Source organism: Amycolatopsis sp. NPDC051045 (assembly GCF_040682955.1).
Classification (GTDB): Bacteria; Actinomycetota; Actinomycetes; order Mycobacteriales; family Pseudonocardiaceae; genus Amycolatopsis.
This window is the reverse complement of record NZ_JBFBCC010000026.1, coordinates 71,416-95,836: the sequence shown is the minus strand read 5'-3', so window position 1 is coordinate 95,836 and position 24,421 is coordinate 71,416. Positions and strand designations below refer to the sequence as shown.

Here is a 24,421-nt window from a genome sequence, read left to right as displayed (position 1 = left end):
GTTTGTCTATTATGTTTTCTTTGGCGGGTGACCCGATTTTGCCTGTAGGGCCGACGTGGGCTTTTTGGTGGGGGCGCAGGGGGGGCCCCCCCCCCCACGCCCCGGCCGGGGGCGAGCCCCCGGACCCCCACGTGTGGTTCCGTGTGCTGGTGAGTGCGGCTTGGTCCACATCGGACTTTAAAGCAAGCGGCGCTGGTTTCAGAGCAAGCGGCGCTGGTTAGAGCAGGCGGCGCTGGATTGCGTCGGCGATGGTCGTGTTGACCAGCTTTTTCAGTTCGTCGTTGTCGGGCAGGGCGTTGGGGCGGCGACCTGCGAACAGCAGGTGGGCTCCGCCGATCAAGGACAGCGAGAGGGAATCCACGTCCGCGTCTGCCGCGATGCGGCCCTGCGCCCGCTCGGCCGACAGGTAGGCCGCCAGCATTTCCCGTGCTTCCGTCAGGAGGGGTAACCCTTCGCCTCGGCGGCGCAAGCGGGAGCGCAGCTCGTCGCGGAAGAACAGCAAACTCATCAGCGGTACCGAAACCGGGTCGAACACCTCCACCAGTGCGTCCAGGAGGTTTTCCGCCACCGTGCGCATGCCCGCCGCCGCCTGCAGGAGGGCCGCCTGATCCGTCAGGCGCCCGATGCGGTCGCGCACCAGCTCCGCCAGGAAGTCGTCGAAATCCGCGAAGTGGCGGTGCAGCACCCCCTTCGCGACGTCGGCCTCGGTCGTCACCGCCCGGCTGGTCAGCGCGTTCGGGCCGTCGCGGAGCAAGACCCGCCAGGCGGCGTCGAACAGCTGCTTGCGCACATCGCGCAGGTGGACCCCGGTCGGCATGGCCCCCATTCTCCGTTACGCCCGCCGCGAACGGCTACCCGGTTGCCCGAGTGGGCGAGTGCCCACTAAGGTGGGCGCATGCCCACTCAACCTCATGAAGCCCGTCGGATGGCCGAGTCCTTCGGGACCGACGTCGAACGCTACGACCGTGCCCGTCCGGAGTATCCCGCCGAGCTGGTGGCCCGGCTCGTCGCCGCGAGCCCCGGTCCGGATTTCCTCGACGTCGGCTGCGGCACCGGCATCGAGGCGCGGCAGTTCCGCGCCGCGGGCCGCCGGGTACTCGGGGTGGATCCCGACGCGCGGATGGCCGCCTTCGCGCGCCGCAGCGGGATCGACGTCGAGGTCGCGACGTTCGAGGACTGGGACCCGGCCGGGCGGACCTTCGACGCCGTCGTCGCCGGCCAGGCCTGGCACTGGGTCGACCCCGTCGCCGGCCCGGCCAAGGCGGCCGCGGTCCTGCGGCCCGGGGGCCTGCTCGCCGTGTTCGCCCACGTGTTCCAGACGCCCGCCGAGGTGGCGGACGCCCTCGCCGAGGGCATCCGGCGCGTGCTCCCCGGCTCGCCGTTCGCGGGGGAGTCCCGGAGCGCCGCGGAGATCTACGACGTGATGTTCACCCGGTTCGCCGACGGGATCCGGGCGGCGGACGGCTTCGGCGACCCGGAGCGGTGGCGGTTCGCGTGGGAACGGTCCTACAGCCGCGAGGAATGGCTGGACTTCCTGCCCACCACGGGCGGCCTGACCCGGCTCGGGCCGGACGAGCTGGCGGACGTGCTTTCCGGGGTCGGTGCGGCCATCGACGCGCTCGGCGGCGGTTTCGTGCTGCCGTACACGACGCTGGCGGTCGTCGCGAAGCCGGCTTGACAAAAAAAGTTGTCGGTGAGACGTTGGTGGCCAGCGAGACGAACCGAACTTTCTTCGGCCCGACCCCCCGGAGCCACGATGTCCTTCCAGGCCTACCTCGACAACGCCGAGAAGCAGACCGGCATCACCCCGCGCGGCTTCCTCGACCTGGCCGCCGGCAAGAACCTCACGAAGGCCGGCGAGATCGTCGCCTGGCTGAAGACCGAGCACGGCCTCGGCCACGGCCACGCCACGGCGATCGCCCGGCTGGTCACGAAGGGGCCGGAGTTCGTCGCCGAGCACCACGCCGGTGGCGTGCTCCACCTCGACGGCCTGGCCGCCCGGACGTGACCCGGACGCGCACCGCACACCGCCCGGACGGCGAGGGTGCGCGCCCGGTCAGCGGCCGGCCGCGGCGGCGGGTTCCGGGGTCACCGCGGTGGCCACCGGTGCCTGCCGGGGGAGGAACGCGGCGACGGCCAGTGCGATGAGCGCGGCGGCCGACCCCATGCCCAGCACCAGCCGGAAACCGTTCTGCGAAGGCAGGGTCGCCGGTCCGAACGAGATGGTCAGCCGGGCCAGGATCAGGCCGGCGGTGGCGCTGGAGACCGACGTGCCGATCGAGCGCATCAGGGTGTTGAGGCTGTTGGCGGCCGCGGTTTCGGACACCGGCACGGCGCCCATGACGAGCGCGGGCATGGCGCCGTAAGCCAGCCCGATGCCGGCGCCGATGATGCTCGAAACCAGCACGAGGTGCCAGGTCGCGCTCATCAGGCCGATGCCGAGGGCGTACCCGGCGGCGACGACCACCGCGCCGAGCATCAGGGTCGTCTTCGGGCCGCGGGTCCGTGAGATGCGCGCGGACACCGGCGCCAGCGCCATCATGACCAGCCCGGACGGGGCCATCACCAGCCCGACCACGAGCATCGAGCGGCCGAGGCCGTACCCGGTGGCCGCCGGCAGCTGCAGCAGCTGCGGCAGGACCAGGGACATCGCGAACATCGCGAAGCCGAACACCGCGGACGCGATGTTCGTCAGCAGCACCTGGCGCCGTGCGGTCGTCCGCAGGTCCACCAGCGGCTGCCGGGTTCGCAGTTCCCAGCGGCCCCACAGCAGCAGGACGACGACGGCCGTCGCGAGCAGGCCCAGCGTCGCCGCGCTGCCCCAGCCCCAGTCGGCGCCCTTCGAGATGGCCAGCAGCAGGCACACCAGCGCGATCGAGAGCCCGGCCGCGCCCGGCACGTCGAACCGGCCACCGGTGCGGACCGGCGATTCCGGCACCCACGCGACGACCAGCGCGATGACGACCACGCCGAGCCCGGCCGCGGTCCAGAAGAGCGCGTGCCAGTCGGCGTTCTCGGCCAGCAGCGCGGCCGCGGGCAGGCCCAGCGCGCCGCCGACGCCGAGCGACGCGCTCGTCAGCGCCGTGGCGGAGCCGAGCCGCTCGGCGGGCAGCTCGTCGCGCATGATGCTGATCCCCAGCGGGATGACGCCGGCGGCGAGGCCCTGCAGGGTCCGCCCGGCGACCATCGGTACGAGGGTGTCGGAGAGCGCGCCGATCGCCGAGCCGGCGACCAGTGCGCCGAGGCTGATGAGCAGCATCCGCCGTTTCCCGTACATGTCGCCGAGCCGGCCCATGGTCGGCGTCGCCACCGCGCCCGCGAGCAGGGTGGCGGTGATGGCCCAGGTGGCGTCGGCGGCGGAGGCGTGCAGCAGCCCGGGCAGCGCCGGGATCAGCGGGATGACCAGCGTCTGCATCAGCGAGACGGTGATGCCCGCGAGGGCGAGGACGGCGACGACGAGGTTCGCGCGCGGCGACGCCTCCCGGGCGGGCGTGGACGGGTCGGGCACGAGCGGGCCTCCGGATGTCTGATTTAAATCAGTCGCTTGACTTAGCGTAGCAGCCTTCGGTTGACTGATCACGAACCGACGGCCACCGCGGAGGAATGATGACCAGTACCGCCGAGCTCCCCGAGTTCCCGATGACCCGGGCCGCAGGCTGCCCGTTCGATCCGCCGCCCGCCGCCCGCGCGCTCCAGGAAGAGGCGCCGCTCGCCCGCGTCCGGCTGTGGGACGGCAGCACGCCGTGGCTGGTCACCCGCTACGCCGAGCAGCGGGCGCTGCTGGCCGATCCGCGGGTCAGCGCCGACGTCACCCGGCCCGGGTACCCGAGCCCCGCGCCGCTGCCGAAGGGCGGCACCGGCATCAGCTTCATCCTGATGGACAACCCCGAGCACGCGCGGCTGCGCAAGATGGTGACGGCGCCGTTCACGATCCGCCGGGTGGCCGCGATGCGCCCGGCCGTGCAGAAGATCGTCGACGACCGGATCGACCAGCTGCTGGCCGGTCCGAACCCGGTCGACCTCGTCGAGGCGTTCGCGCTGCCGGTGCCGTCACTGGTGATCTGCGAGCTGCTGGGCGTCCCGTACACCGATCACGACTTCTTCCAGGAGAACAGCAAGGTCATGATCCGCCGCGACGCCAAACCCGAAGAGCGGGCGGCGGGGTACCAGGCGCTGACCGGCTACCTCGACCGGCTGGTGGGGGAGAAGCTCGACCACCCCGCCGACGACCTGCTTTCCGGGCTCGCCGTCCGTGTCGGAGCGGGCGAGCTGACCCGGTTCGAGGCGGCGCAGATGGGCGTCCTGCTGCTCATCGCGGGCCACGAGACGACGGCGAACATGATCGCGCTGGGCACCCTGGCCCTGCTGGAGCACCCGGAGCAGCTGGCGCTGCTGCGCGAGGGCGACGACCCGGCACTGGTCGCGTCGGCGGTCGAAGAACTGCTGCGCTACCTGAACATCACGCACAACGGACGCCGCCGCGTCGCGCTGGAGGACATCGAGATCGCCGGGGAGACCATCCGCGCGGGCGAAGGCTTGATCATGGCGAACGACATCGCCAACCGCGACCCGGACGTCTTCCCGGCCGGCGACCGGCTGGACCTGACCCGCGACGCACACCGCCACGTGGCCTTCGGCTTCGGCGTCCACCAGTGCCTCGGCCAGCCGCTGGCTCGGCTGGAGCTGCAAGTCGTCTACAGCACGCTGTACCGGCGGATCCCGACGCTGGCGCTGGCCACCGAGGTCGGGAAGGTCCCGTTCAAGCACGACGGGTTTGTCTACGGCGTGTACGAGCTGCCGGTCACCTGGTGAGTCAGACGCTCCGCAGCACCGACACGACCGCGCCCAGGATCACCGCGCGGTCGCCGTCGATGACGTCGTAGGCCGGGTTGCGGGGTTCGAGGTACACGTGCCCGTCGCGGCGGCGGTAGACCTTGACGGTCGCCTCTTCGTCGATCATCGCGGCGACGATCTGGCCCGAATGGGCTTCGGACTGCTGCTTGACCACGACGATGTCGCCGTCGCAGATGGCCGCGTCGATCATCGAGTCGCCGCGGACGCGCAGCCCGAAGACGGTGCCGCGCCCGGTGAGGTCGCGCGGCAGCCTGAGGACGTCGTCGGTGTGCTCGATCGCGGAAATCGGCGTGCCGGCGGCGATGTCGCCGACCACGGGCACCGGCACCGAGTCACCGTCCTCGGCCGCAGCGGAGCCGTGCAGGAACGCGCGCACGTCGATCGGGCGGGAGACTCCCGTGCCGCGGCGCAGGAAGCCCTTGTCTTCGAGGCTCGCCAGGTGCTTCGACACCGAAGACGTCGACTGCAGGCCGACCGCCTCGCCGATCTCGCGCGTGCTGGGGGAGTAGCCGTGCTGGACCGCCCAGTCCCGGATCGCGACCAGGATCTTCTGCTGCCGTTCCGGCAGAGCCGAGGCGTCGAGGTGCTCGAACGTGTCGTCGTAGGTGGTCACCGCCGTGATCCTAGAGGCACGCGCCCCGCGCGCCGCCGCCGGTCTCGCCGCCGGAGTCCCGCTGACCGGAACACCAGGGGCCGGTTGGCGCCTTACCAACACCAATCCGAACTTTGCCGGCCGTTGACCTGGGTAACGGATCGAAGTATGGTCTAGACCACAATTTTCCTTCGCTCGTAACCCTTCCCGTCGCGGCGGACCTCCCAGCGAGGCCGGGGTCGCGGCCTCGCCGTGCCCGGCGGCGGGAGGCGAGCCCGTCCCCGAAGGAGCTGGTATGAACCGCAAACTGGTCGCGGCCACGGTGGGTGCTCTCCTGGCCCCGGTGCTGGTGGTGCTCAACCCCGCCGGGATCGCGAGCGCGCACGGCTACGTCAGCTCGCCGGCGAGCCGGCAGGCGCAGTGCGCCCAGCACACGGTGCAGTGCGGGCAGATCCAGTACGAACCCCAGAGCGTCGAAGGCCCCAAGGGCCTGCGGTCCTGCAACGGCGGAGTGGCCCAGTTCGCCGAGCTCAACGACAACGGCAAGGGCTGGCGCGCCGCCCCGGTCGGCCGCACGGTGACCTTCACGTGGACCTTCACCGCCCGCCACCGCACGTCGAACTACCAGTACTTCATCGGGGGCCAGAAGATCGCGGAGGTGAGCGGCAACAACCAGCCCCCGGCGACGGTCGCGCACCAGGTGAACCTGGGCAGCCACACGGGCCGCCAGACGGTCCTGGCGGTGTGGAACATCGCCGACACGGCCAACGCGTTCTACGCGTGCATCGACCTGCAGGTGAGCTGAACCGCCGCGGCCCGGGAGCGCGCGGCTCCCGGGCCGCGGCCGCAGGTCTGGACCGTCCACTGTGGCCGAGTTGTCGGCGCCCCTTTGTCCCGTGGTCGAGCAGGTCGGTCGATGGGCGAGAACTTTCAGTTCGTCGGCTGGACGTGTGGCACTCCGATGATAAAGAATGAACGAAAGTCCCGCCGAAAGCACGAGTTCAACAATCGGTATCGATGTGGAGATCGTGAGCAACTGCATCATGATGGCGCCGACGGTGGCCATCCCGACGGTTGCGAGCCACAAGCGGATGTCCGGGAATCTTCCGGGTAAGGTCGGCATCTCGTCGCGGCGGCCCCTGCTGAGCTTCGGGACGACGACGAATGTGAGCACCATCAACGGAAGGACTACTGCGGCGAAGCTGCGCAAGCCGACGGTGGAGCCGCCCCCGAATGCTCGAATCACGAAGAAGAAAGCGAGGCCGCTGCGGCGGCCGGGATCCGCATCACCGGGAGCGTGAGCCGGCAGACCAGTGTCGTTGCCGCGGCGGATCCCGACTCGCTGTCAGGCAAGGCAAAACGGGCCAGGCAGCTGGGAGTACCGGTTGTCGATCAGCACACATTCCTTCGCGTTCTGGAGCGGATGGCACCTCCTGCCAGGCATTCGCCGCGTACGTTCGAGGAATTCCTGGAGCTTGGTGAGCCAGGCGGCGAGCTCTCCTGGCGGCTGACCTGACGTCGCCCTGCCGCCGGGTGTTCCACCCTGCCCCCTCCGGTCAGCAGGCCGGTGGGGTGCCCGGCCGGACGACCACGCTGGGGGTGCGTGCCGGCTGGTCGCCGCCCGGTGGGCGGGGCGGGCACACCCGGACCACCGGTGGGCCCGCGTCGGCGCGGTTGCCGCTGTTGTCGAACTTGATCGGGCCGCCCGCGCCCGCCACCGCCTGACCGCTCGAAGAAAATCCGCTGATCGCGGTGTTGACCTGGCTGCGCTGGACCGGCTTCGCCGACGGGAGTGTCCGCAACGCCGCCGAAATCGTGGTCACCGCGTCGTAGCCGTTGACCGCCCAGCCGTCGTCGAGGTGGGCCACGTCGAAACCGGCGCCGGCGAACGCCGTTTCGAGGTCGCGGAAGCCCGGGTTGTCGCCGCGGAAGCGGTCGGCGCCGGACACGAGCGTCGACATCAGGCGGATGCGGCCGTCGGCGAAGCTCGGCGACCGCAGGGCCCGCAGGCGGAGGTCCTCCAGCATCGCGTTGTCCTCCGGCGAGCGGATCCGGAGGCCGTCGGACGTGCTGACCACGGTGACCGACGTGGCCGCGCACCGCCCGCCGACGAAGGCTTCGTCGAGGCTGAACAGGAAGCGGGCGAGGTCGCCGCCGCGGGCGATGTAGAGCACTTCGACGTCGTTCGGCGTCCCGCAGATCCGCTGGGCGGTCAGCGGGACCGTGCTCGCCTCGTCGGCGTCGAACTTGACCTCGGTGATCTTGCCGCCGAAGCGGCGCTGCATCACGGGCAGCGCGGTGCACGGGTACGGGTCGGAGCCGCCGGTGGGCACCATGATGAACTCCGGCCGGCCGGGCAGCACCCCGGCGAGCTGCTCGATCTGCACGGCGTTCCGGTAGGCGACGCGGTAGAAGTAGTCCCGCCCGACGCCGCGCGGGTAGGTGATGTCCGGGTCGCACGCGCGGAAGTCCGGCTGGTCGTCGCGGGAGCCGGTCTGGTCGAACCCCTCGGCGGTGATCAGGTCGGCCACCATCGGGACCTTCGCCGCCGCCAGCAGGTCCGCCACCTCGGCCGAGCGCTGCTGGCTCAGCCCGAGCCCCGCGACCGCCACGACGGCCGGGTCGTCCGCGAGCGCGCGGGCCACTTCGACGGCCTCGTTCTCCGGCCCGTACGCGCCGATGTTCGCGACCACCAGCCGCATCGGGTGCAGGCACCCGGTGTCGTTGGCGTGCCGCTGCCCGGCCGCCATCCCCTCGAGCTCGTGCAGCGCGCGGCCGCCGGCGTTGCGGTCGGTCAGGGTCAGCAGCACGCCGACGGTCACCGGGGTGCCCTGGGGATCGCACTTGTCCGCGGCGGCGGCGTTCTGCTGCTCGACCACGTGCAGCACGGTGGTGAAGCGATCGAGTCCGAAGTCGTACGCGCCGTCGCTGAGGCCCACGCACTCGCCGCCGGCCGACCAGGCGGAGCCGTCGAACCAGCCGCAGGTGAACGCCCGCTGCAGCGGCTGCCGGAACACGAAGCCCCCCGCCACCAGGAGGACGACGCCGAGCGCGGCGGCCAACCGCCACCAGTCCGTCCGGCGGTGCGGGAAGTCCCGGTTCGGATCGGGGAGGATCCCCCAGCGGTAGCGCGAAGACAAGGTCGGGTCCTTTCGGGACAGGAGGTCAGTACCGGCTGCTGTCCGCCGAGTAGCGGGCGGCCCGGTCGAGGAACGGCTGCTTGTCCGCCACCCCCTCGGTTCCGGCGAGCTGCAGGAAGCCGTGCCAGGCGAGCTGCCGCAGGGCCGCGATGTCCTCCGGCCGCGTCACGCACGGGTCCCGCTCCAGCGCGGGCACGATGCCGAGCAGCGCGTCGGTGTGGCCGGCCGGGGTCGGCGGCCGGCCGAGGCCCTTGATCTCCGTCAGGTCGGTCACCCGCGGGTCGGGCGTGACCACCACGGCGTCGAACAGCGCCAGCCACTCCGCGGACGGCAGCTCGGTCAGCAGAGCGGCCAGCTCGTCCGCGACCTTCGCTCGGCCGCCGAGCAGCCGCTCGTGGTGCCACCGCCCGGCCTGGTCGTCCGGGTGGGTTTTGCCCCGCAGGAGCCGGAAAACGCCGTCCCAGCCGGTCTGCGCGTCCGGGCGCGCGGCCAGCGCCCGCAGGCCGAGGTAGCGGGCCAGCGGGTGGAGCCGGCGTTCGCCGCCGGAAGCGGCCCACAACGTCGGCGACGTGTAGAGCTCCGAGCCGAGCCCGAAGGGCGGCGGCAGCAGGCGGACCAGCACCGCGGCTTCCTGCCAGGTCCGGGCGGCCGCCAGCGTGATCAGCGCCTCGACCGAGTCGTCGTCCGGCGGCCGCTGCGGGTCGAGGCCGCGGACGAAGATCCGCAGCAGGTGCCGGTCGGCGCGAACGTCCTCGTCGGGGTCGTGCCCGTCCAGGAGCGCGCCCAGATCGTCGAGCCACCGCGGATGGTCGTTCAGCCGCCGCAGCACGAACTCCGTCGCCGCCGCGTGGCCGTGGGTGAGGCGGCCGGCCACGCTCCCGGTGCGTTCCGACGTCGCCCAGTCGTGGCTGCGCGCCAGCTGGAGCACCTCCGAGGGACTGAGGTCGGCCACCTCGACCCGCACCCGCGGCCCGGCCACCGGACCGGTCCCCGGCCAGGGCGCGGCGCCCGCCGCGGCCGGCCCGGCGCTGGTCGTGACCACGGTCAGCGGATCGGGCAGCCGGTTTCCCGGAGTCGGCCGGCCGTCGGCGATCGCCAGGCGCATGCGCAGCAGCGAGCGGACGAACGTCGTCGCCGCCGGAACGTCGCCGTCGTCCAGCAGCAGCAGCATCTGCGGCGGCCGCCCCCGGACGCGGGCGTGGCTGCGGCGCAGGTCCGCGAGGAACGCGGCGACGAGGACGTCGTCGACGCCGCGCCGGATCATCGGGTCCTTGCTCTTCGCCCGGGCGCTGAGCTCGATCAGCGTCGTCTCGGCGTCGTTCGCGAAGTCCTGGTCCTGGTGCCCGAACCAGTCCACGGCGTCGCCCCACGAAAACCGCATCAGGCCGCGCCCGCGGTACAGGCGGTTCAGGGCGCTTTCGGTGGCTTGCGCCGCCAGCTTCGGGACCAGGTCGGGCAGCCCGGGGACCTGGACGCGCACGAGCGCGAACGAATCGTGCGCCAGTGTTCTGAGGAAATTGTCGAGCGCGGGCCGTCGCTTGTAGTCGTTGAGCCGTTCCCGCAGCCGGGTGTGCTGATCACCGGCGGGCAGCCCGGCGAAATTCGCACTGATGGCCAGTTGCGCGACCAGGGAACGGGGAAACGTCACCGAATAACCCGGGACGCCGACACCCAGCCCGAGCATGATCGAGGTCAGCAAGGGCCGCAACGACGTCCGGTCGCCGTCCAGCACGAGCGGCTGGACCAGCACGGAAGCCGTCCGGTCCCGCCAGGTCCGCAGCGCCTCCTTGAGGATCGCGGTCCGCCCGGAACCCCCGCAACCGGTCAGTACCACAACCGGGCGCGGACCGGCGGCAGCGTTTTCGCCGCGCGGTTCGGTCAGCTCGCCGATCAACCCCAGGACCGACGTCCGGCCCACGAACATGTGTCCCCCTCGACGCCATTCGCTCTCCCCGCGAAGATCGGCACTTTATCGTTTCCGGGCCGCCCGGAGAACAGAAAAGGGCCCCGGCGGCCGAAGGTCAGCCGAACGCTCGGGCCATGACCTGAATGCCGTAGTGGTCGGCACGGGGAGTAACCACTACGGTCGGATGGCTCCGTCGCCCGTACGATCGTCTCCGGGGTGACGTCGTTGGGGGAGGGGGCCGGATGGCTCGGCTGGACCGGGATCGGACGCCCGCGCTGTTCGCGGTGACCACCTCCGTCGTGAGCGGCGTCATTCTCGCTGTTCTCACGAAAAGCCTGCAAGCCGGTATTTCGGCGGGAACGACGCTCCTCTGGTCCGCGCTGGTTTCCGCCGTCGTCGCCACCGCTTTCTGGGCCGCGTTCGCGGTGCGGGCCCGGAAAAGGCCCACCACGGCTTTCCTGATGACGTCGGCGTTCAACCAGAAGTACTATCTGGCGGCACTGGTGCAACGAGTGCACAGCGCGCTCGACCGTGACGACATCGACCTGGTGCTCAAGGTGCCGGAGCGGGACTACGACGCCGGGGCCCAAGCCCATCACCTGCGCCGCATCCTGAGCAAGAAGCACCATTACCTCGGTGGCATCATCATCGCCGGCGAGACGGCCCGGCTGCGGGAGGACCTGACGACGTTCTGCCGGGAATCGCGTCTGCCGGTCGTGTTCGCCGACCTCGAACCGTTCCCCACCGAGTCCGAGTACCCGGGCAACGCCGCGTTCATCGGCTACGACACGGGCGAACTCGGGGAAATGGCCGGACAGTGGCTGGTGGGGCGGTTGCGCGGGAAGAACGGCCCGCGGGTGCTCATCATCGCCAGCCGTGAACACGAGAGCCGGCAACAACGCTGCGAAAAGGCGCTGCGCTGCGCATTGCCCGACGTCGACGTCACCACCGACGACCACTGCGAGTTCGTGCGTTCACGGGCCTACAGCTCGGTGCGGGCCCACGTCAGGCAGCTCGGACCCGGTCAGCACCTCGACGCCATCTTCTGCACCAACGACGAGATGGCCCTGGGTGCGGTCGACGCCCTCGCGGCCTCCCGGTCGGCCGCCACCCGGGCCACCGTCGTGGTCGGGATCGACGGTGTGCTGGAGGCCAGAACGCTGATCGACACCGGGGACAGCCCGCTGCGGGCCACCGTCGTCCAGGACTCCCACCGGCTGGCGGTGGGCGCCGCCGACCTGCTCGTCAAGATGCATCGCGGCCAGGCCGTGCCCAAGCGCACGATCCTGGACGCGGAGGTGTACGAAGGCGGCTGAGGCGTGTCACGCCCCTCGAAGAAGGCGCACCAGCCGTGCTACCTCGTCGCGGACCCGGTCGCGCCCGGGAGCCAGGTAGCGGCGGGGATCGGTGAGGTCGGCCCGTTCGGCGAGGGCGGCGCGGACCGACCCGGTGAGCACCTGGTTCAGCCGGGTGCCGATGTTCACCTTCGCGATGCCGAGGGCCACGGCCCGCCGGATGCCGTCGTCGGGGACGCCCGAGGAACCGTGCAGGACGAGGGGAACGGGGACCGCCTCCGCCAGTGCGCCGATGAGCTCGTCGTCGAGCACGGCGTCGCGGCCGGACATCGCGTGCGAGGAGCCGACCGCGACGGCGAGCGAGTCGACGCCGGTCGCCGCGACGAACCCGGCGGCCTCGACCGGATCGGTGCGCACGCCCGGTGCGTGCGCGCCGTCCTTGCCGCCGATCTCACCGAGTTCGGCCTCCACCCAGCAGCCGGCGGCGTGACACTTCGCGGCCACTTCCCGGGTGCGGTCGACGTTGGCTTCGTAGCTCAGGTTCGCGGCGTCGAACATGATCGACCGGATCCCGAGCGCGAGGCCTTCCTCGACCAGACCCGGGTCCCCGATGTGGTCGAGGTGGACCAGGACCGGCACCGACGCGCCGGCCGCCAGGCGCAGGCACGCGACGGCGAACGGTGCGAGCGAGCCGTGGTACCGGATCGCGTTCTGGGAGATCTGCAGGATGACGGGAAGGTCCGCCTGTTCCGCGCCGGCCACGATGGCCTCCGCGTGTTCCAGCAGGATCGCGTTAAACGCGCCGACCGCGCGCGGTTCGTCCCGTACCTGACCGAAGAGGACCGAGGCGTCCGCGTTCATCCCGCCTCCCGCACGGTGACCGCCCCGAGCCAGCCGGACCTGGCCTCGGCGTCGATCTCGCCCGCGACCGGCGCCCGCACGCCGGCCGACGAGGTCGCGACCACGTCCGCGAGGGCACCCGGCCAGTCCACTTCGGACACCGAGCCGGCGGCCGCGAGGTGCCGGGCCAGCGCCGCCGCGCCGGCGTCTCCGGCGCCGGTCGGGTTTCCGGTGACCGCTTCCACCGGCCGGGCGCTCCAGGCCCCTGCCGGCGTGACGGCGATCGCGCCGTCCTCGCCGGCGGTGGCCACGATCGCCGCCGCCCCGTCGCGGACCAGCCGGCGACCCGCGGCCACCACCTCTTCGGCGGACCGGGGGAGCGTGCCGAGCAGCTGGGCGAGCTCGTCGCGATTGGGCATGAGCACGGCTGCGGCGGTCGCCACCGCGCGCAGTGCGGCGCCGGAGACGTCGGCGATGACGGGGACGCCGTACTCGGCGCACACCGCGACCAGGCGGGCGGGTACCTCGGCGGCGAGCCCGGGCGGGACGCTGCCCGAGACGACGACCGCGGCGGCACCGGCGTCCAGTTCGGTGCGCAGCGCGGCGGTGATGCCGGCCTCGGCGCCGATGGCCACCTCGGCGCCCGCTTCCCGCAGGTTCGTCGTCGTGCCGTCGTCGGCGACCACGGCGACGGTCCGGCGGACCGAACTCAGAGCGGGCACCAGCCGGTGGTCCAGGCCGAGCTCGTCGAGGCCGGCCCGGAACTCGTCCGGTGGCCCGACGCCGGTGAAGGCCAGCACGAGGCTGTCGCCGCCGAGAGCCCGCACGACCGAGGCGACGTTCACCCCCTTCCCGCCGGCGCGGGTGCGCACCTCCGTGACCGAAATCGTCGTGCCGGCGTCGAGGGCGGGGATCCGGTAGGTGACGTCGACGGCCGGGTTCAGCGTGACCGTCAGGATGGTCACGACGCCGATCCCCGCGGATCGGCGCTGACAGTGGTGCCGTCGGGGGCCTCGCCGGTCTTCTCCGAGCTGTAGACCATGAGCGACGACCCCACGAGCGCCAGGACGATCCCGCCGAGCTGGAAACCGGTCGGCAGGGTCCGGAAGACGATCAGCGACAGCACGATGGTCAGGACCGGCGCCAGCGCGTTCGTGACCGGGGCGACGATCGAGGCCTTCCCCCGGCTCATGGCCATCACGAGGAAGAGCGCGCCGACCGCGTTGAGCAGCTGCGTGATCGCGGTCAGCGCGGGCGCCTGCCAAGGGAACGACAGCGGCAGGCCGCCCATCATGACCAGCGCCACCGGGATCAGCAGCAGGCCGCTGACCGTCATCCAGCCGAAGGTCGTCGCGTCGTTGACCCCGGCGACCGCGGCCTTGCGCATGAAGTACGCCTGCACACCCCACGCGACGCACACGAGGATCGCCAGCAGCAGGTACGGGCCGGTCGCTTCCGCCGCGGCACCGGAAGAGACCGAGAACAGGACGATGGCCACGAGGGCGAGCCCGACGCCGAGCCGGCTGAGCGCGCTGAGCCGTTCGCGCAGGGCAGCGAACGCCATCAGGACCGTGATCGCCGGCGACAGCGCGACGATGGGGAAGATGATGTAGGCCGGACCGATGGTGAGCGCCTTGAACAGCACCAGCTGCCCGCCGGCCCCGGTCAGCCCGATGAGCAGCCCGTACCCGGCGGCGATCGGGCGGCGGTCGATCTTCCGCCCGCGCAGCGAGAACCAGGCGGGGACGAGCATCGTGACCGACCAGACGACGTAGACCATCGGGTCCGGGTACTGGTAGAGCGACGTCGGGAGGCTGGAAAAGGCCCCCCAGACGCCCCAGAACACGACCAGCAGACCGGCGTAGGGCATCCAGGCGGAGCGACGGTGGACAGGCGGGGTCGGTGTCGTCATGTCAACCTCTCGAGGTCAGCGGGCGGCCGGGCATCCGGTCGGTGAAGGTGTGGCCGGCCAGCCGGGCGGCGTAGACGGCCGCGCCGACGTGCGGGGGCAGCAGCGGCTCGCGCAGGTCGTAGTCGTGCGGGCCGCGAGCGAGCGCCTCGCGGAAGGCGTCCAGCACGTGCGGGACGCCGAACATGCCGCCGGAGTAGGAGACGGGCACGGGCTCGCCCGCTTCGAAGCCGAGGGCGCCGGCGCCGACGTCGACGTGCAGCGCGAGTTCCCAGGCGGCCTCGCGCAGGATCTCCACGGCCCGGGGGTCGCCCGCGTCCGCGGCGCGGGTGACGACCTTGCTCAGGCCGGCGATCTTCCCCCGGTCCCCGTGCCACCGGTTGACGACGACGTCGATGGCGTCGAGATCGGTGGCCAGGCCGAGCTCGTCGCGCATCTCGTCGGCGAGGACACCGGCGGGCTGGCGCCCGTCGCTCATCCGGCTGAACGCGGCGAGTCCCTTGACCGCCACCCAGTACCCCGAGCCTTCGTCGCCGAAGAGCTCGCTCCAGCCACCGGCCCGCCACCGGCGTCCCCGGTTCTCGCCGTAGGCGATCGACCCGGTCCCGGCCACGACGTTGATCCCGTCGGCACCGCCGAGGGAGGCCGCCCAGCCGCAGATCATGTCGTTGCCGCACGTATAGCCGACGGGGCCGAGGATCCGCTGTGGCAACTCGTCGAGCACGGGGACGTCGGCGCTGATTTCGCCGTAGCACGGAATGCCGAAGAAGGCGTAGGACAGTTGCCCGGGCGCCACGCCCGCGGCGGCGCAGACTTCGCCGATTCCCTGGCGCAGCAGCGGTTCGACGATGTCGATGCCTTGCCTGAGGTAGTAGAGGCCGGCGGTGTGCGCCTCGGCGAGCACGGCGCCGCGGGTGTCGATGAGGCAGAACGCGGTCTTGGTCCCGCCGCCGTCCACTCCGAGGAACACGGTCATCCCTCCGACCGGTGGGCGAAATCGTGGATGACGACGCCTTGCACGACGCGGTTCACTTCACCGCCGGGGAAGGGGTTGTCGGGTTCGAGTCCCCTGGCGACCGAACACGCGAGGGCGATCGCCTGCGCCGGGATGACGGCGAGCATGGCCCGCAGGGCGTCCGGGCCGCCGGGCGCGCCGGGTATCGGCCAGCCGCGTGCACCGCCCGGTGCCTGGTCCGCGGGGCCGACGGCGAGCACCCGGTCCGGGCCGAGGGCACCCACGAGCTCGCGCGTGATGTCCTCGTCGTAGCTGCGGGTGTAGCGGTCCGCCGAGTGGAAGACGACGGCGGTGGTCCGGTCGTCCAGGATGGACTTGGGACCGTGGCGGAACCCCAGCGGCGAATCGCCCACGGCGACGACCGCGCCGGCGGTCAGCTCGAGGCACTTGAGCGCGGCCTCCAGGGCCAGTCCCTTCAACGCACCGGAGCCGAGGTAGACCAGACGGCCCGGCTCGGCCGCGGCGACCGCCGCGGCCCGGCTCCCCGCGGTGTCCAGCACGGCCGACGCCGCGCGCGCCGCGCCCTCGACGTCGACCTCGACGCCCAGGCTCAGCAGGGCGGCCAGGACCATGCCCGTGAAGGACGAGGTCATGGCGAACCCGCGGTCGTCCAGTTCGGGGGGAAGCACCGGCACGACCGCGTTCTTGGCGTCCGCCCAGCGCCGGGCGAGCTCACCGGAGGCGTTGCAGGTGAGGACGAGGTGGTGCGTGGACGGCGCCAGCCGGTGCACGAGGTCCGCGGCCGCGACCGACTCGGGGCTGTTGCCGCTGCGGGCGAACGACACCAGCAGCAGCGGCCGGTCGCCGGCGACCACCGAGCGCGGGTCGGCGACGATGTCGGTCGTCGCGATCGCCTCGACCGGCCGGCCGAGGTGCCGGGCGAGGTCCGGCGCCACGACCTGGCCGGCGAACGCCGAGGTGCCCGCTCCGGTCAGGACGACCCTGGTCCGCGGGTCCACCAGTGCTTCGCCGAGCAGCCGGTCGATGTCGGAACGGGCGTGCGCCACGGCCCGGGCCACCCGGCGCCAGGCGTCCGGCTGCTGGCGGATTTCGACGGCGGTGCGGCTGTCGCCCCACTGGTTGTCGTCCACGGCCACGAACATTCCCCTTTTCGGTCTCCGGCGGGTTCCCGCGGCTCGAGTACTACGCGTCCCCGCGATCGCCGAGCAAGAGCCGGGGCGCAAACGAGCATCGCGGATGTTCGTTTCCCGGTGCGCACGCCAGTTGCACGTCCTTTATGGACAGTGCAGTGGTGGAAACTCTGCGCTCGTGCGGTGGCCGGATTTCCGCGAACCGGCAGTACCGTGTGGACCATGAGCAGTCCTGCCGAGCCCGCCGGGAAGAAGCGTCGCCTCGCCCGTCCCGAGCGCATGGCGCAGATCCTGCACGAGCTGAGCGTGTCGGGCTCGCTGCACGTCGGCGACCTGGCCCGCCGGTTCGGGGTGTCCGAGGCGACGCTGCGCCGGGACCTGACCGCGCTGGAGGAGCAGCGGCTGCTCACCCGGACCCACGGCGGTGCCCGGGCCCAGGGGGTGGACTACGAACTGCCGGTCCGCTACCGGGAAACCCGGTCACAGGAGGCGAAACGGGCGATCGCGCGCGAGGCGGTCCGCCGGTTGCCGCCGGAGCCGCACGTGATCGGGCTGACCGGTGGCTCGACCACGGCGGCGCTGGCGAAGGAACTGCCCCAGCGCGCGGACCTCACCGTCGTCACCAACGCGCTGAACACGGCCATGGACCTCGTGCTGCGCCCGCGGGTGAAACTGGTGGTGGTCGGCGGCGTCTCCCGGCCGCGTTCCTACGAGCTGGTCGGGCCGTGGGCGGAGCAGGTCCTGGCCTCGGTCAACATCGGCACGGCGTTCATCGGCGTCGACGGGATCGACGTGGCCGGCGGGCTCACCACGCACGACGAGAACGAGGCGCGGACCAACCGGGCGATGCTCGGGCGGGCACAGCGCGTGGTCGTCGTGGCCGACGGCAGCAAACTGGGCCGGCGCACCCTGGCGCGGATCGCCGACGTCGGCGAGATCCACGAGCTGATCACGGACGCCACCGCGGACTCCGCCGCGGTGGCCGCGATCCGCGCCGCCGGGGTGCGGGTGACGGTGGTCGACGGCCTCCCGGGGAAAACGAACACCGCGCGTGCGCGATTGTTTGACGGTCCCCAACCGGCCGTTTAGGTTGCCCGGGTCACAGTTCCCGCACGCCGCTTCGCTGCGGAACCGGTGTGCCTGATCAGGTGGAGCCCGATGTGAAGAAGCACTTTCACGGTGGTAAATCGTGGATGGCGGCCGCTGTCACGGTCCTGGCGGCGTCCGGGTTGGTGGCGACGGCGGGGACGTCGTCGGCGGCGGTGACGCTGCCGCCGCCCGCCGCGGGGTGGGACTACCAGATCGGCGGGGCGTACTCCCCGCCTGCCGGCGTCGAGATCGTGAGCCGGGATAACGCGGATTCGGCGGCGAGCGGCCAGTACAACATCTGTTACATCAACGCCTTCCAGATCAACCCGGGTCACGACGGCGAGTGGAGTGCCGATCTGCTGCTGCGGGACGCCGACGGCACCAAGGTCGTCGACCCGGACTGGCAGGAAACCCTGCTCGACATCCGCACCGCGGACAAGCGCAACCGGGTCGCCGCGAAGATCAACGGGGTCATCGACAGCTGTGCGGGCAAGGGGTTCCAGGCCGTCGAGCCGGACAACTACGACAGCTATTCGCGGTCGAAGAACCTGATCAGCACGACCCAGGCCCAGGACTACATCAAGCTGCTGGCGGCGCACGCCCACGCGAAGGGGCTGGCGATCGCCCAGAAGAACACGGCGGAGCTGGCCGGCAACCGCAGCGCGAACGGTCTGGACTTCGCGGTGGTGGAGGAATGCGGCCACTACACCGAATGCGACGCGTACACGGGCCCGTTCGGGAACCGGGTCGTCGACGTCGAATACACGAACTCCGGTCTGAGCAAGGCGTGTGCCTCGTGGCGGGGCAAGATCAGCATCGTCCAGCGTGACGAGTTCGTCGTCCCCGCCGGGGAAGACGGATACGTCCGTCGCACCTGCTGATGGCACGTGCCGCTTCGCCGCCGCGTTCCGCTCGCCGCGGTAGGGACGTCGTTCCTCAGCGCCGTCGGCTGTGGTCCTCGGCCAGTGCCGCGATGAGCTCGGGGTAACACCGCCAGTCCTCGTGCAGGCCGGTGAGCCGCAGGATCCGGTCGACGTGGTCGGAGCCGGTCACGACGCGCAGCTCCCGGCCGGTCGCTTGCGCGTGGCACTGCGCTCGGGCCAGTACCCCGATACCGGCGCAGCCGAGGAAGGCGACCTTCGACAGGTCGACGACGAGGGTGCGCACGGCGGTGGTCAGCCGGGCGGTGAGGAGCTCGGCCAGCCGTGGTGCGGTCAGCAGGTCGAGCTCGCCGTCGACCGTGATCACCGCCGTGGCCGGGGCGGGACGGCTGAGCGTCAGCCGCAGCAAGGCGTCGACCTGCGAGCGGGGGGCCGGGATCGAGGCGCTGTGGCGGACGGGTGCAGCGGTGCCGGCGGCCGTGGCTGCGGACACAGGTGCGGGGGACGAAGCGGACACGTGTACCTCCCGGGCGAGAGGGGGCGCCACGGATACGGCTGTGGTCCGGCCGACAGGAGGGTGCGGGAGCCGGCCGGTCCGCGCGGCGCAGGGTGTGGCGGGCTGTGGACTCAACCGCTGGTTGCTCCGTTCGTACCACAGTCAGGCCGCTCTGTCCACTCTGACCAGCGTCGACGCGGCGGCGAGCAGGTACCGGCCGCCGGGGTACCCCCCGGCTGGGTGTATCGCACTGTGACGAGCGGCCGGGCGAGGACGACGTGCGGCGGGGAGGCGGTCCACAATGGACCGCCTCCCCGCCGCGTCCGGCGAGACGGGGGTCACTTGATACGGGTACCCCCTAGGGGTACTGTGAACCTTGCGAACGGATCGTCCACCAAGGGGAACACCATGAGCCAGAGCACCTACACCGTCATCGGCATGACCTGCGGGCACTGTGTCGCCTCGGTCACCGAGGAGGTCGGCGCGCTCGACGGCGTCACCGACGTCGCGGTCGACCTGCCCACCGGGGCCGTCACCGTCACCAGTGCCGAGCCGGTCGACGAAGCGCGCGTGCGCGCGGCCGTCGAGGAAGCCGGTTACCAGCTCGCCGGCTGACCGCCGGCCCTCGACCGAGGGAAGTCGACCATGAACACCACAGCACGGCTGGCCTTGTTCGGCGGAGCGCTCGTTCTGCTCGCGGCCGGCGGATTCGCCGTCGGGAAGACGGCGGGTCCGGTCGCGGCCGCCGGCGAGAACGCAACCCACGACGGGAGCGTGCCCGGCCACGCGGAGATGGCCGCCGCGGACGCTCTGCCGGGCGGGCTCGCCGCGAGCAAGGACGGCTACACCTTCACCGTCGCCGACCCGGCGCCGGAACCCGGGCGGTTCGCGTTCACCATCACCGGACCGGACGGGAAGCCGGTGACCGCGTTCGACGTCGAGCACGAGAAGCGGCTGCACTTGATCGTGGTCCGCCGGGACACGGCGGGCTTCCAGCACGTCCACCCCGAGATGGCCCCGGACGGCAGGTGGAGTGTCCCGCTCAACCTGCCCGCCGCCGGTTCCTACCGCGCCTTCGCCGACTTCGCGCCCACCGGCGGCAATCCCATGACCCTCGGCGTCGACCTCTCGGTCGCCGGGAACTACCAGCCCGCGACCTACCCGCCCAGCCGCACGGCCCAGGTCGACGGCTACACCGTCGAGCTCGCCGGCGACCTGACGGCGGGGAAGACATCGCCGCTGACGCTGACCGTCAGCCGTACTGGCGTCCCGGTCACCGACCTGCAGCCCTACCTCGGGGCGTACGGTCACCTGGTCGCGCTGCGCCGCGGTGACCTCGCGTACCTGCACGTCCACCCCGACGGCGAACCCGGCGACGGGAAGACGGCCGCCGGGCCGCAGGTGAAGTTCGCCGCCGAGGTGCCCAGCGCGGGGACCTACCGGCTGTTCCTCGACTTCCGGCACGGCGGTGTCGTGCGGACGGCCGAGTTCACCGTCACGACCGCCGGAACACCAGCGGCCCCCGCGCCTGCCTCGGCTCCGGCCGACGGTCACGGCCACTGAGCGCGAAAGGAGACGATCATGACCAGCACCACGGCCGTAGCCGGCCCGGTGACCGAGATCGAACTCGCGATCGGGGGCATGACCTGCGCGTCCTGCGCCAACCGCATCGAGCGCAAGCTCAACAAGCTCGACGGCATCACCGCTTCGGTCAACTACGCGACGGAGAAGGCACGGGTGCACGCACCCGAAGGCGTCGACCCGGCCACGCTGGTGGCCACGGTCGAAGCCGCGGGGTACCGCGCGACGCTGCCCCGGCCGGAGAAGACCGCCGCCGAGTCCGAAGTGGACGAAGACGGCTCCACGCGGCCGTTGCGGCAGCGGCTGATCACCAGTGCGGTGCTCGCCGTACCGGTGGTCCTCCTGGCCATGGTCCCGGCGCTGCAGTTCACGTACTGGCAGTGGATCTCGCTGACCCTGGCCGCGCCGGTGGTCACCTGGGGCGCGTGGCCGTTCCACCGGGCGGCGTGGATGAACCTGCGCCATGGCGCGGCCACGATGGACACCCTGGTGTCGATGGGCGTGCTCGCCGCGTTCGCGTGGTCGCTGTGGGCGTTGCTGTTCGGCACCGCGGGGACGCCGGGGATGGTGCACCCGTTCGAGCTGACGATCGCGCCGTCGGACGGGGCGGGCAACATCTACCTCGAGGTCGCCGCCGGTGTCACGACGTTCATCCTCGCGGGGCGCTACTTCGAGGCGCGGTCCAAGCGGCGCGCGGGTGCCGCGCTGCGGGCGCTGCTGGAGCTGGGCGCGAAAGAGGTCGCCGTCCTGCGCGGCGGCGCCGAGGTCCGGATCCCGGCGGCGGAGCTGGCGGTGGGGGACCGGTTCGTGGTGCGGCCCGGTGAAAAGATCGCCACCGACGGCGTGGTCGAGGACGGCAAGTCCGCGGTCGACGCCTCGATGCTCACCGGGGAGTCGGTGCCGGTGGAGGTCGGCGAGGGCGATGCGGTGACCGGGGCGACGGTCAACGCCGGGGGCCGGCTGGTCGTGCGGGCCACCCGCGTCGGAGCGGACACGCAGCTGGCCCGGATGGCGAAGCTGGTCGAGGACGCCCAGAGCGGCAAGGCCCAGGTCCAGCGCCTGGCCGACCGGGTGTCCGGGGTGTTCGTGCCGATCGTGATCGGGCTGGCCGTGGCCACGCTCGGGTTCTGGCTCGGCAGCGGCGTCGGCACAGCGGCCGCCTTCACGGCTGCCGTCGCGGTGCTGATCATCGCCTGCCCCTGCGCGCTCGGCCTGGCCACGCCGACGGCGTTGCTCGTCGGGACCGGCCGGGGCGCCCAGCTGGGTGTGCTGATCAAGGGGCCGGAGGTGCTGGAGTCCACCCGCCGCGTCGACACCGTCGTGCTGGACAAGACCGGCACGGTCACCGCCGGACGGATGACCCTCACGGGTGTGCACGTCGCCGAGGGCGTCGACGAGGCGGAGTTGCTGCGGCTGGCGGGCGCGCTCGAGGACGCCTCCGAACACCCGATCGCGGCGGCCATCGCCCACGGTGCCCGGGAACGGGCCGGGGACCTGCCGGCGGTCGAGGACTTCACGAACGTGGAAGGCCTCGGGGTGCAGGGCGTCGTCGACGGGCACGCGGTCCTGGTCGGCCGCACGGCGTTGCTCGAGGAGTGGAGCCAGCCGTTGCCCGAGGACCTGGCCGCGGCGAAAGCGGCCGCCGAGGACCGCGGGCACACCGCGGTGGCGGTGGCCTGGGACGGCGCTGCCCGGGGTGTCCTGGTGGTCGCCGACACCGTCAAGCCGACGTCGGCCGAAGCGGTCGCCCAGCTGCGCGCGCTCGGGTTGACCCCGGTGCTGCTCACGGGGGACAACCAGGCCGTCGCCCGGACGGTGGCCGCGGAGGTCGGCATCGACGAGGTGATCGCCGAGGTGCTGCCCGCCGACAAGCTCGACGTCGTCAAGCGGCTGCAGGACGAGGGCAAGGTCGTCGCGATGGTCGGGGACGGCGTGAACGACGCGCCGGCGCTGGCCCAGGCTGATCTGGGGCTGGCGATGGGCACGGGCACGGACGTCGCGATCGAGGCGAGTGACATCACGCTGGTGCGCGGTGATCTGCGCGCGGTGGCCGACGCGATCCGGCTGTCCCGGCGGACGCTGCGGACGATCAAGGTCAACCTGTTCTGGGCGTTCGCCTACAACCTGGCGGCCCTGCCGCTGGCCGCGGCGGGGTTGCTGAACCCGATGATCGCGGGCGCGGCGATGGCGTTCAGCTCGGTGTTCGTCGTGGGCAACAGCCTGCGGCTGCGCGGATTCACCAGCTCCTCGAAGGCCTGACGGCCTTTCGGTGGTGCGGACAGCCACGCGCCCGCCGCTGGTCGCCCGGTACAAACTGCCCCGGCTGACCTGCGTCGTGCCCCGCATCGAACGGTCCCCGTCGGGCAAGCCGGACTACCGGTGGGCCACCGAAATCCTGGTTCCGCACCCGGCCATCCGGGTGAAGCCGGGACCTCGGCCCTGCCCCGGCGCGGGGGCCGGGGACAAGACTGCGGGAGCCGTTTCCCCACCGGAGGGAGCACCATGTCCGCGGCCGCCGACGAAGCCCTGCTGTCCCTGGCCGGGCTGGCCGATCCGTACCCCGTTTACGCGAAGCTCCGCGAAGAGACCCCGATCTTCCGCAGCGAAGTCTTCGGCGGCTGGGTGCTCAGCCGGTTCGCCGACTGCCGGCCGGTGCTCGCCGACGGTGAGACCTTCCTGGTGCTGGACGCGCAGTGGCGGGACCGGCACAGGCCGGGCTGGCGCGACAACCCGGCCATGGCGCTGCTGGCCGACCTCCTGCCGTGGAAGAACCCGCCGGAACACACGCGCGAGCGCCGGCTGCTCATGCGCGACTTCACCGTCCGGCGGGTCCAGGAGCTGGAGCCCGCGGTTCGCCGGGCTACCGACCGGGTGCTGGACCGCTTCGCCGACGCGACGGCGGACGGATCCGCGGCCGAGTTCGTCGGCACGGTGCTCTACCCGCTCGGGATGGCGGTGATCGGCGACCTGGTCGGCGTGCCCGAAGCCGATCACGACCGGCTCCGCCGCGTCACCGACCTGATCGGCAAACAGGTCGACCCGGCGATGCCGGTGGACCTGCGTGCCGAGGTCGACGCGGCCGCCGTCGAATTCCGTGCCTACTTCACGGACCTGATCGCGCGGCGGCGTGCGGAACCTCGTGACGACCTGACGTCCGCGCTGCTGGCCCGGCCCACCGCCGGCGCGGAGCTGATGTCCGCCGACGAGGTGCTCAACTCGCTCGTCGTGTTGTTCGGTGGCGGCTACGAAACCACCGCGGGTGCGCTGGGCAACGGCGTCCACGCGCTGCTGACCCATCCGGAGCAGTTCGCGCTGCTGGCGGGTGACCCCGGGCGGGCGGCCGGCGCGGCCGACGAGATCCTGCGGTGGGACGGGCCCGCCCAGATGAGCCAGCGCGCGGCCGTCCGGCCGGCGGTGCTCGACGGCGTGGAGATCCCGGCGGGGGACGTGCTCGTGGTGCTCATCGGAGCGGCCAACCGGGACCCCGCGCGCTTCGCGGACCCGGACCGGTTCGACATCACCCGGGACGCCGGCCGGGGCCTGTTCTTCGGGCACGGCCTGCACCTGTGTCTCGGCGCGGCCCTGGCGCGGCTGGAGATGACCGTGCTGCTCCAACAGCTGGGAAAACGCTTCCCGACGCTGCGGATCGAGGGTGCGGTCGAACGCCGCCGGAACCCGGCGCTGCGCGGGATGGCGGCCCTGCCGCTCACCCGGTGACGGATCCACCGGGAA

The 24,421-nt window shown here is 72.1% G+C and carries 23 protein-coding genes; 12 read left to right on the top strand and 11 right to left on the bottom strand.

All coding sequences use genetic code 11. The annotated features are described in order from the left end of the window. Positions 1-217 precede the first annotated feature (217 nt). The gene (locus tag AB0M80_RS38095) at positions 218-817 is read right to left on the bottom strand and encodes a TetR/AcrR family transcriptional regulator (RefSeq protein WP_364574662.1); all 600 of its coding nucleotides are present in this window, start codon (positions 815-817) and stop codon (positions 218-220) included. 108 nt (positions 818-925) lie between these two features. Between AB0M80_RS38095 and AB0M80_RS38090 the strand changes: the two genes are divergently transcribed. Both AB0M80_RS38090 and AB0M80_RS38085 read left to right on the top strand, forming a co-directional pair. Beyond that, the gene (locus AB0M80_RS38090; RefSeq protein ID WP_364574660.1) at positions 926-1,678 is read left to right on the top strand and encodes a methyltransferase domain-containing protein; all 753 of its coding nucleotides are present in this window, start codon (positions 926-928) and stop codon (positions 1,676-1,678) included. Positions 1,679-1,756: 78 nt separating this feature from the next. Further along, positions 1,757-2,008 (top strand): DUF4287 domain-containing protein, encoded by a 252-nt coding sequence (locus AB0M80_RS38085; protein ID WP_364574659.1) that lies wholly within the window; start codon positions 1,757-1,759, stop codon positions 2,006-2,008. A gap of 48 nt (positions 2,009-2,056) precedes the next feature. Here the strand turns inward: AB0M80_RS38085 and AB0M80_RS38080 are convergent, their stop codons facing one another. Further along, the gene (locus AB0M80_RS38080) at positions 2,057-3,508 is read right to left on the bottom strand and encodes an MFS transporter (protein ID WP_364574657.1); all 1,452 of its coding nucleotides are present in this window, start codon (positions 3,506-3,508) and stop codon (positions 2,057-2,059) included. Between the two features lie 98 nt (positions 3,509-3,606). On the opposite strand from AB0M80_RS38080, the gene AB0M80_RS38075 reads away from it, so the two are divergent. Then, the gene (locus tag AB0M80_RS38075; protein WP_364574655.1) at positions 3,607-4,812 is read left to right on the top strand and encodes a cytochrome P450; all 1,206 of its coding nucleotides are present in this window, start codon (positions 3,607-3,609) and stop codon (positions 4,810-4,812) included. Between the two features lies 1 nt (position 4,813). On the opposite strand, the gene lexA is transcribed toward AB0M80_RS38075, so the two are convergent. Continuing rightward, positions 4,814-5,467 (bottom strand): transcriptional repressor LexA, encoded by a 654-nt coding sequence (gene lexA / locus AB0M80_RS38070; RefSeq protein WP_364574653.1) that lies wholly within the window; start codon positions 5,465-5,467, stop codon positions 4,814-4,816. Positions 5,468-5,741: 274 nt separating this feature from the next. Between lexA and AB0M80_RS38065 the strand changes: the two genes are divergently transcribed. Both AB0M80_RS38065 and AB0M80_RS38060 read left to right on the top strand, forming a co-directional pair. Beyond that, the gene (locus AB0M80_RS38065) at positions 5,742-6,251 is read left to right on the top strand and encodes a lytic polysaccharide monooxygenase auxiliary activity family 9 protein (RefSeq protein ID WP_364574651.1); all 510 of its coding nucleotides are present in this window, start codon (positions 5,742-5,744) and stop codon (positions 6,249-6,251) included. Positions 6,252-6,417: 166 nt separating this feature from the next. Next, complete coding sequence (locus tag AB0M80_RS38060) at positions 6,418-6,747, top strand: hypothetical protein (protein WP_364574650.1); 330 nt, start codon at positions 6,418-6,420, stop codon at positions 6,745-6,747. Positions 6,748-7,002: 255 nt separating this feature from the next. Here AB0M80_RS38060 and AB0M80_RS38055 read toward each other — a convergent pair whose 3' ends face one another. Continuing rightward, positions 7,003-8,586, bottom strand: coding sequence for an ABC transporter substrate-binding protein (locus AB0M80_RS38055; RefSeq protein WP_364574648.1), 1,584 nt, complete (start codon positions 8,584-8,586; stop codon positions 7,003-7,005). A 25-nt stretch (positions 8,587-8,611) separates the two neighbouring features. Further along, entirely contained in the window at positions 8,612-10,510 is a 1,899-nt protein-coding gene (locus tag AB0M80_RS38050; RefSeq protein WP_364574646.1) for a hypothetical protein, read from the bottom strand. Between the two features lie 224 nt (positions 10,511-10,734). Here AB0M80_RS38050 and AB0M80_RS38045 point away from each other — a divergent pair, with 224 nt between their 5' ends. Then, the gene (locus AB0M80_RS38045) at positions 10,735-11,808 is read left to right on the top strand and encodes a substrate-binding domain-containing protein (protein ID WP_364574644.1); all 1,074 of its coding nucleotides are present in this window, start codon (positions 10,735-10,737) and stop codon (positions 11,806-11,808) included. A gap of 6 nt (positions 11,809-11,814) precedes the next feature. Here the strand turns inward: AB0M80_RS38045 and AB0M80_RS38040 are convergent, their stop codons facing one another. Genes AB0M80_RS38040 through AB0M80_RS38020 form a run of 5 tightly spaced genes read right to left on the bottom strand, consistent with a single transcriptional unit; the run spans position 11,815 to position 16,648 of the window. Beyond that, a complete protein-coding gene (locus AB0M80_RS38040; RefSeq protein ID WP_364574642.1) occupies positions 11,815-12,648 on the bottom strand; it encodes a class II fructose-bisphosphate aldolase in 834 nt (277 codons plus the stop codon). Beyond that, entirely contained in the window at positions 12,645-13,592 is a 948-nt protein-coding gene (locus AB0M80_RS38035; RefSeq protein WP_364574640.1) for a hexose kinase, read from the bottom strand. Before AB0M80_RS38035 ends, AB0M80_RS38040 begins: the two co-directional genes overlap by 4 nt. Then, on the bottom strand, positions 13,589-14,539 hold the full coding sequence (locus tag AB0M80_RS38030; protein ID WP_364574638.1) for a DMT family transporter: 951 nt from the start codon (positions 14,537-14,539) through the stop codon (positions 13,589-13,591). Before AB0M80_RS38030 ends, AB0M80_RS38035 begins: the two co-directional genes overlap by 4 nt. 1 nt (position 14,540) lies before the next feature. Then, entirely contained in the window at positions 14,541-15,512 is a 972-nt protein-coding gene (locus AB0M80_RS38025; protein ID WP_364574637.1) for a BadF/BadG/BcrA/BcrD ATPase family protein, read from the bottom strand. After that, positions 15,509-16,648: an SIS domain-containing protein gene (locus AB0M80_RS38020; RefSeq protein ID WP_364574635.1), complete on the bottom strand. Its 1,140-nt coding sequence runs from the start codon at positions 16,646-16,648 to the stop codon at positions 15,509-15,511. Before AB0M80_RS38020 ends, AB0M80_RS38025 begins: the two co-directional genes overlap by 4 nt. Positions 16,649-16,864: 216 nt before the next feature. On the opposite strand from AB0M80_RS38020, the gene AB0M80_RS38015 reads away from it, so the two are divergent. Together AB0M80_RS38015 and AB0M80_RS38010 are read left to right on the top strand one after the other, a co-directional pair. Beyond that, a complete protein-coding gene (locus tag AB0M80_RS38015; RefSeq protein WP_364574633.1) occupies positions 16,865-17,731 on the top strand; it encodes a DeoR/GlpR family DNA-binding transcription regulator in 867 nt (288 codons plus the stop codon). A 104-nt stretch (positions 17,732-17,835) separates the two neighbouring features. Beyond that, positions 17,836-18,612: an endo alpha-1,4 polygalactosaminidase gene (locus AB0M80_RS38010; RefSeq protein WP_364574631.1), complete on the top strand. Its 777-nt coding sequence runs from the start codon at positions 17,836-17,838 to the stop codon at positions 18,610-18,612. Positions 18,613-18,667: 55 nt separating this feature from the next. Here the strand turns inward: AB0M80_RS38010 and AB0M80_RS38005 are convergent, their stop codons facing one another. Beyond that, positions 18,668-19,105, bottom strand: coding sequence for an STAS domain-containing protein (locus AB0M80_RS38005; protein WP_364574629.1), 438 nt, complete (start codon positions 19,103-19,105; stop codon positions 18,668-18,670). A gap of 411 nt (positions 19,106-19,516) precedes the next feature. Between AB0M80_RS38005 and AB0M80_RS38000 the strand changes: the two genes are divergently transcribed. From AB0M80_RS38000 to AB0M80_RS37985, 4 genes are all read left to right on the top strand, one after another. Further along, on the top strand, positions 19,517-19,723 hold the full coding sequence (locus AB0M80_RS38000; protein ID WP_364574627.1) for a heavy-metal-associated domain-containing protein: 207 nt from the start codon (positions 19,517-19,519) through the stop codon (positions 19,721-19,723). Positions 19,724-19,753: 30 nt separating this feature from the next. Then, entirely contained in the window at positions 19,754-20,671 is a 918-nt protein-coding gene (locus AB0M80_RS37995; protein ID WP_364574625.1) for a hypothetical protein, read from the top strand. An 18-nt stretch (positions 20,672-20,689) separates the two neighbouring features. Continuing rightward, positions 20,690-22,948 (top strand): heavy metal translocating P-type ATPase, encoded by a 2,259-nt coding sequence (locus tag AB0M80_RS37990; protein ID WP_364574624.1) that lies wholly within the window; start codon positions 20,690-20,692, stop codon positions 22,946-22,948. A gap of 243 nt (positions 22,949-23,191) precedes the next feature. Further along, positions 23,192-24,406 carry a cytochrome P450 gene (locus AB0M80_RS37985; RefSeq protein WP_364574622.1) on the top strand — a complete coding sequence of 405 codons (1,215 nt, stop codon included), beginning with the start codon at positions 23,192-23,194 and terminating at the stop codon, positions 24,404-24,406. Positions 24,407-24,421 lie beyond the last annotated feature (15 nt).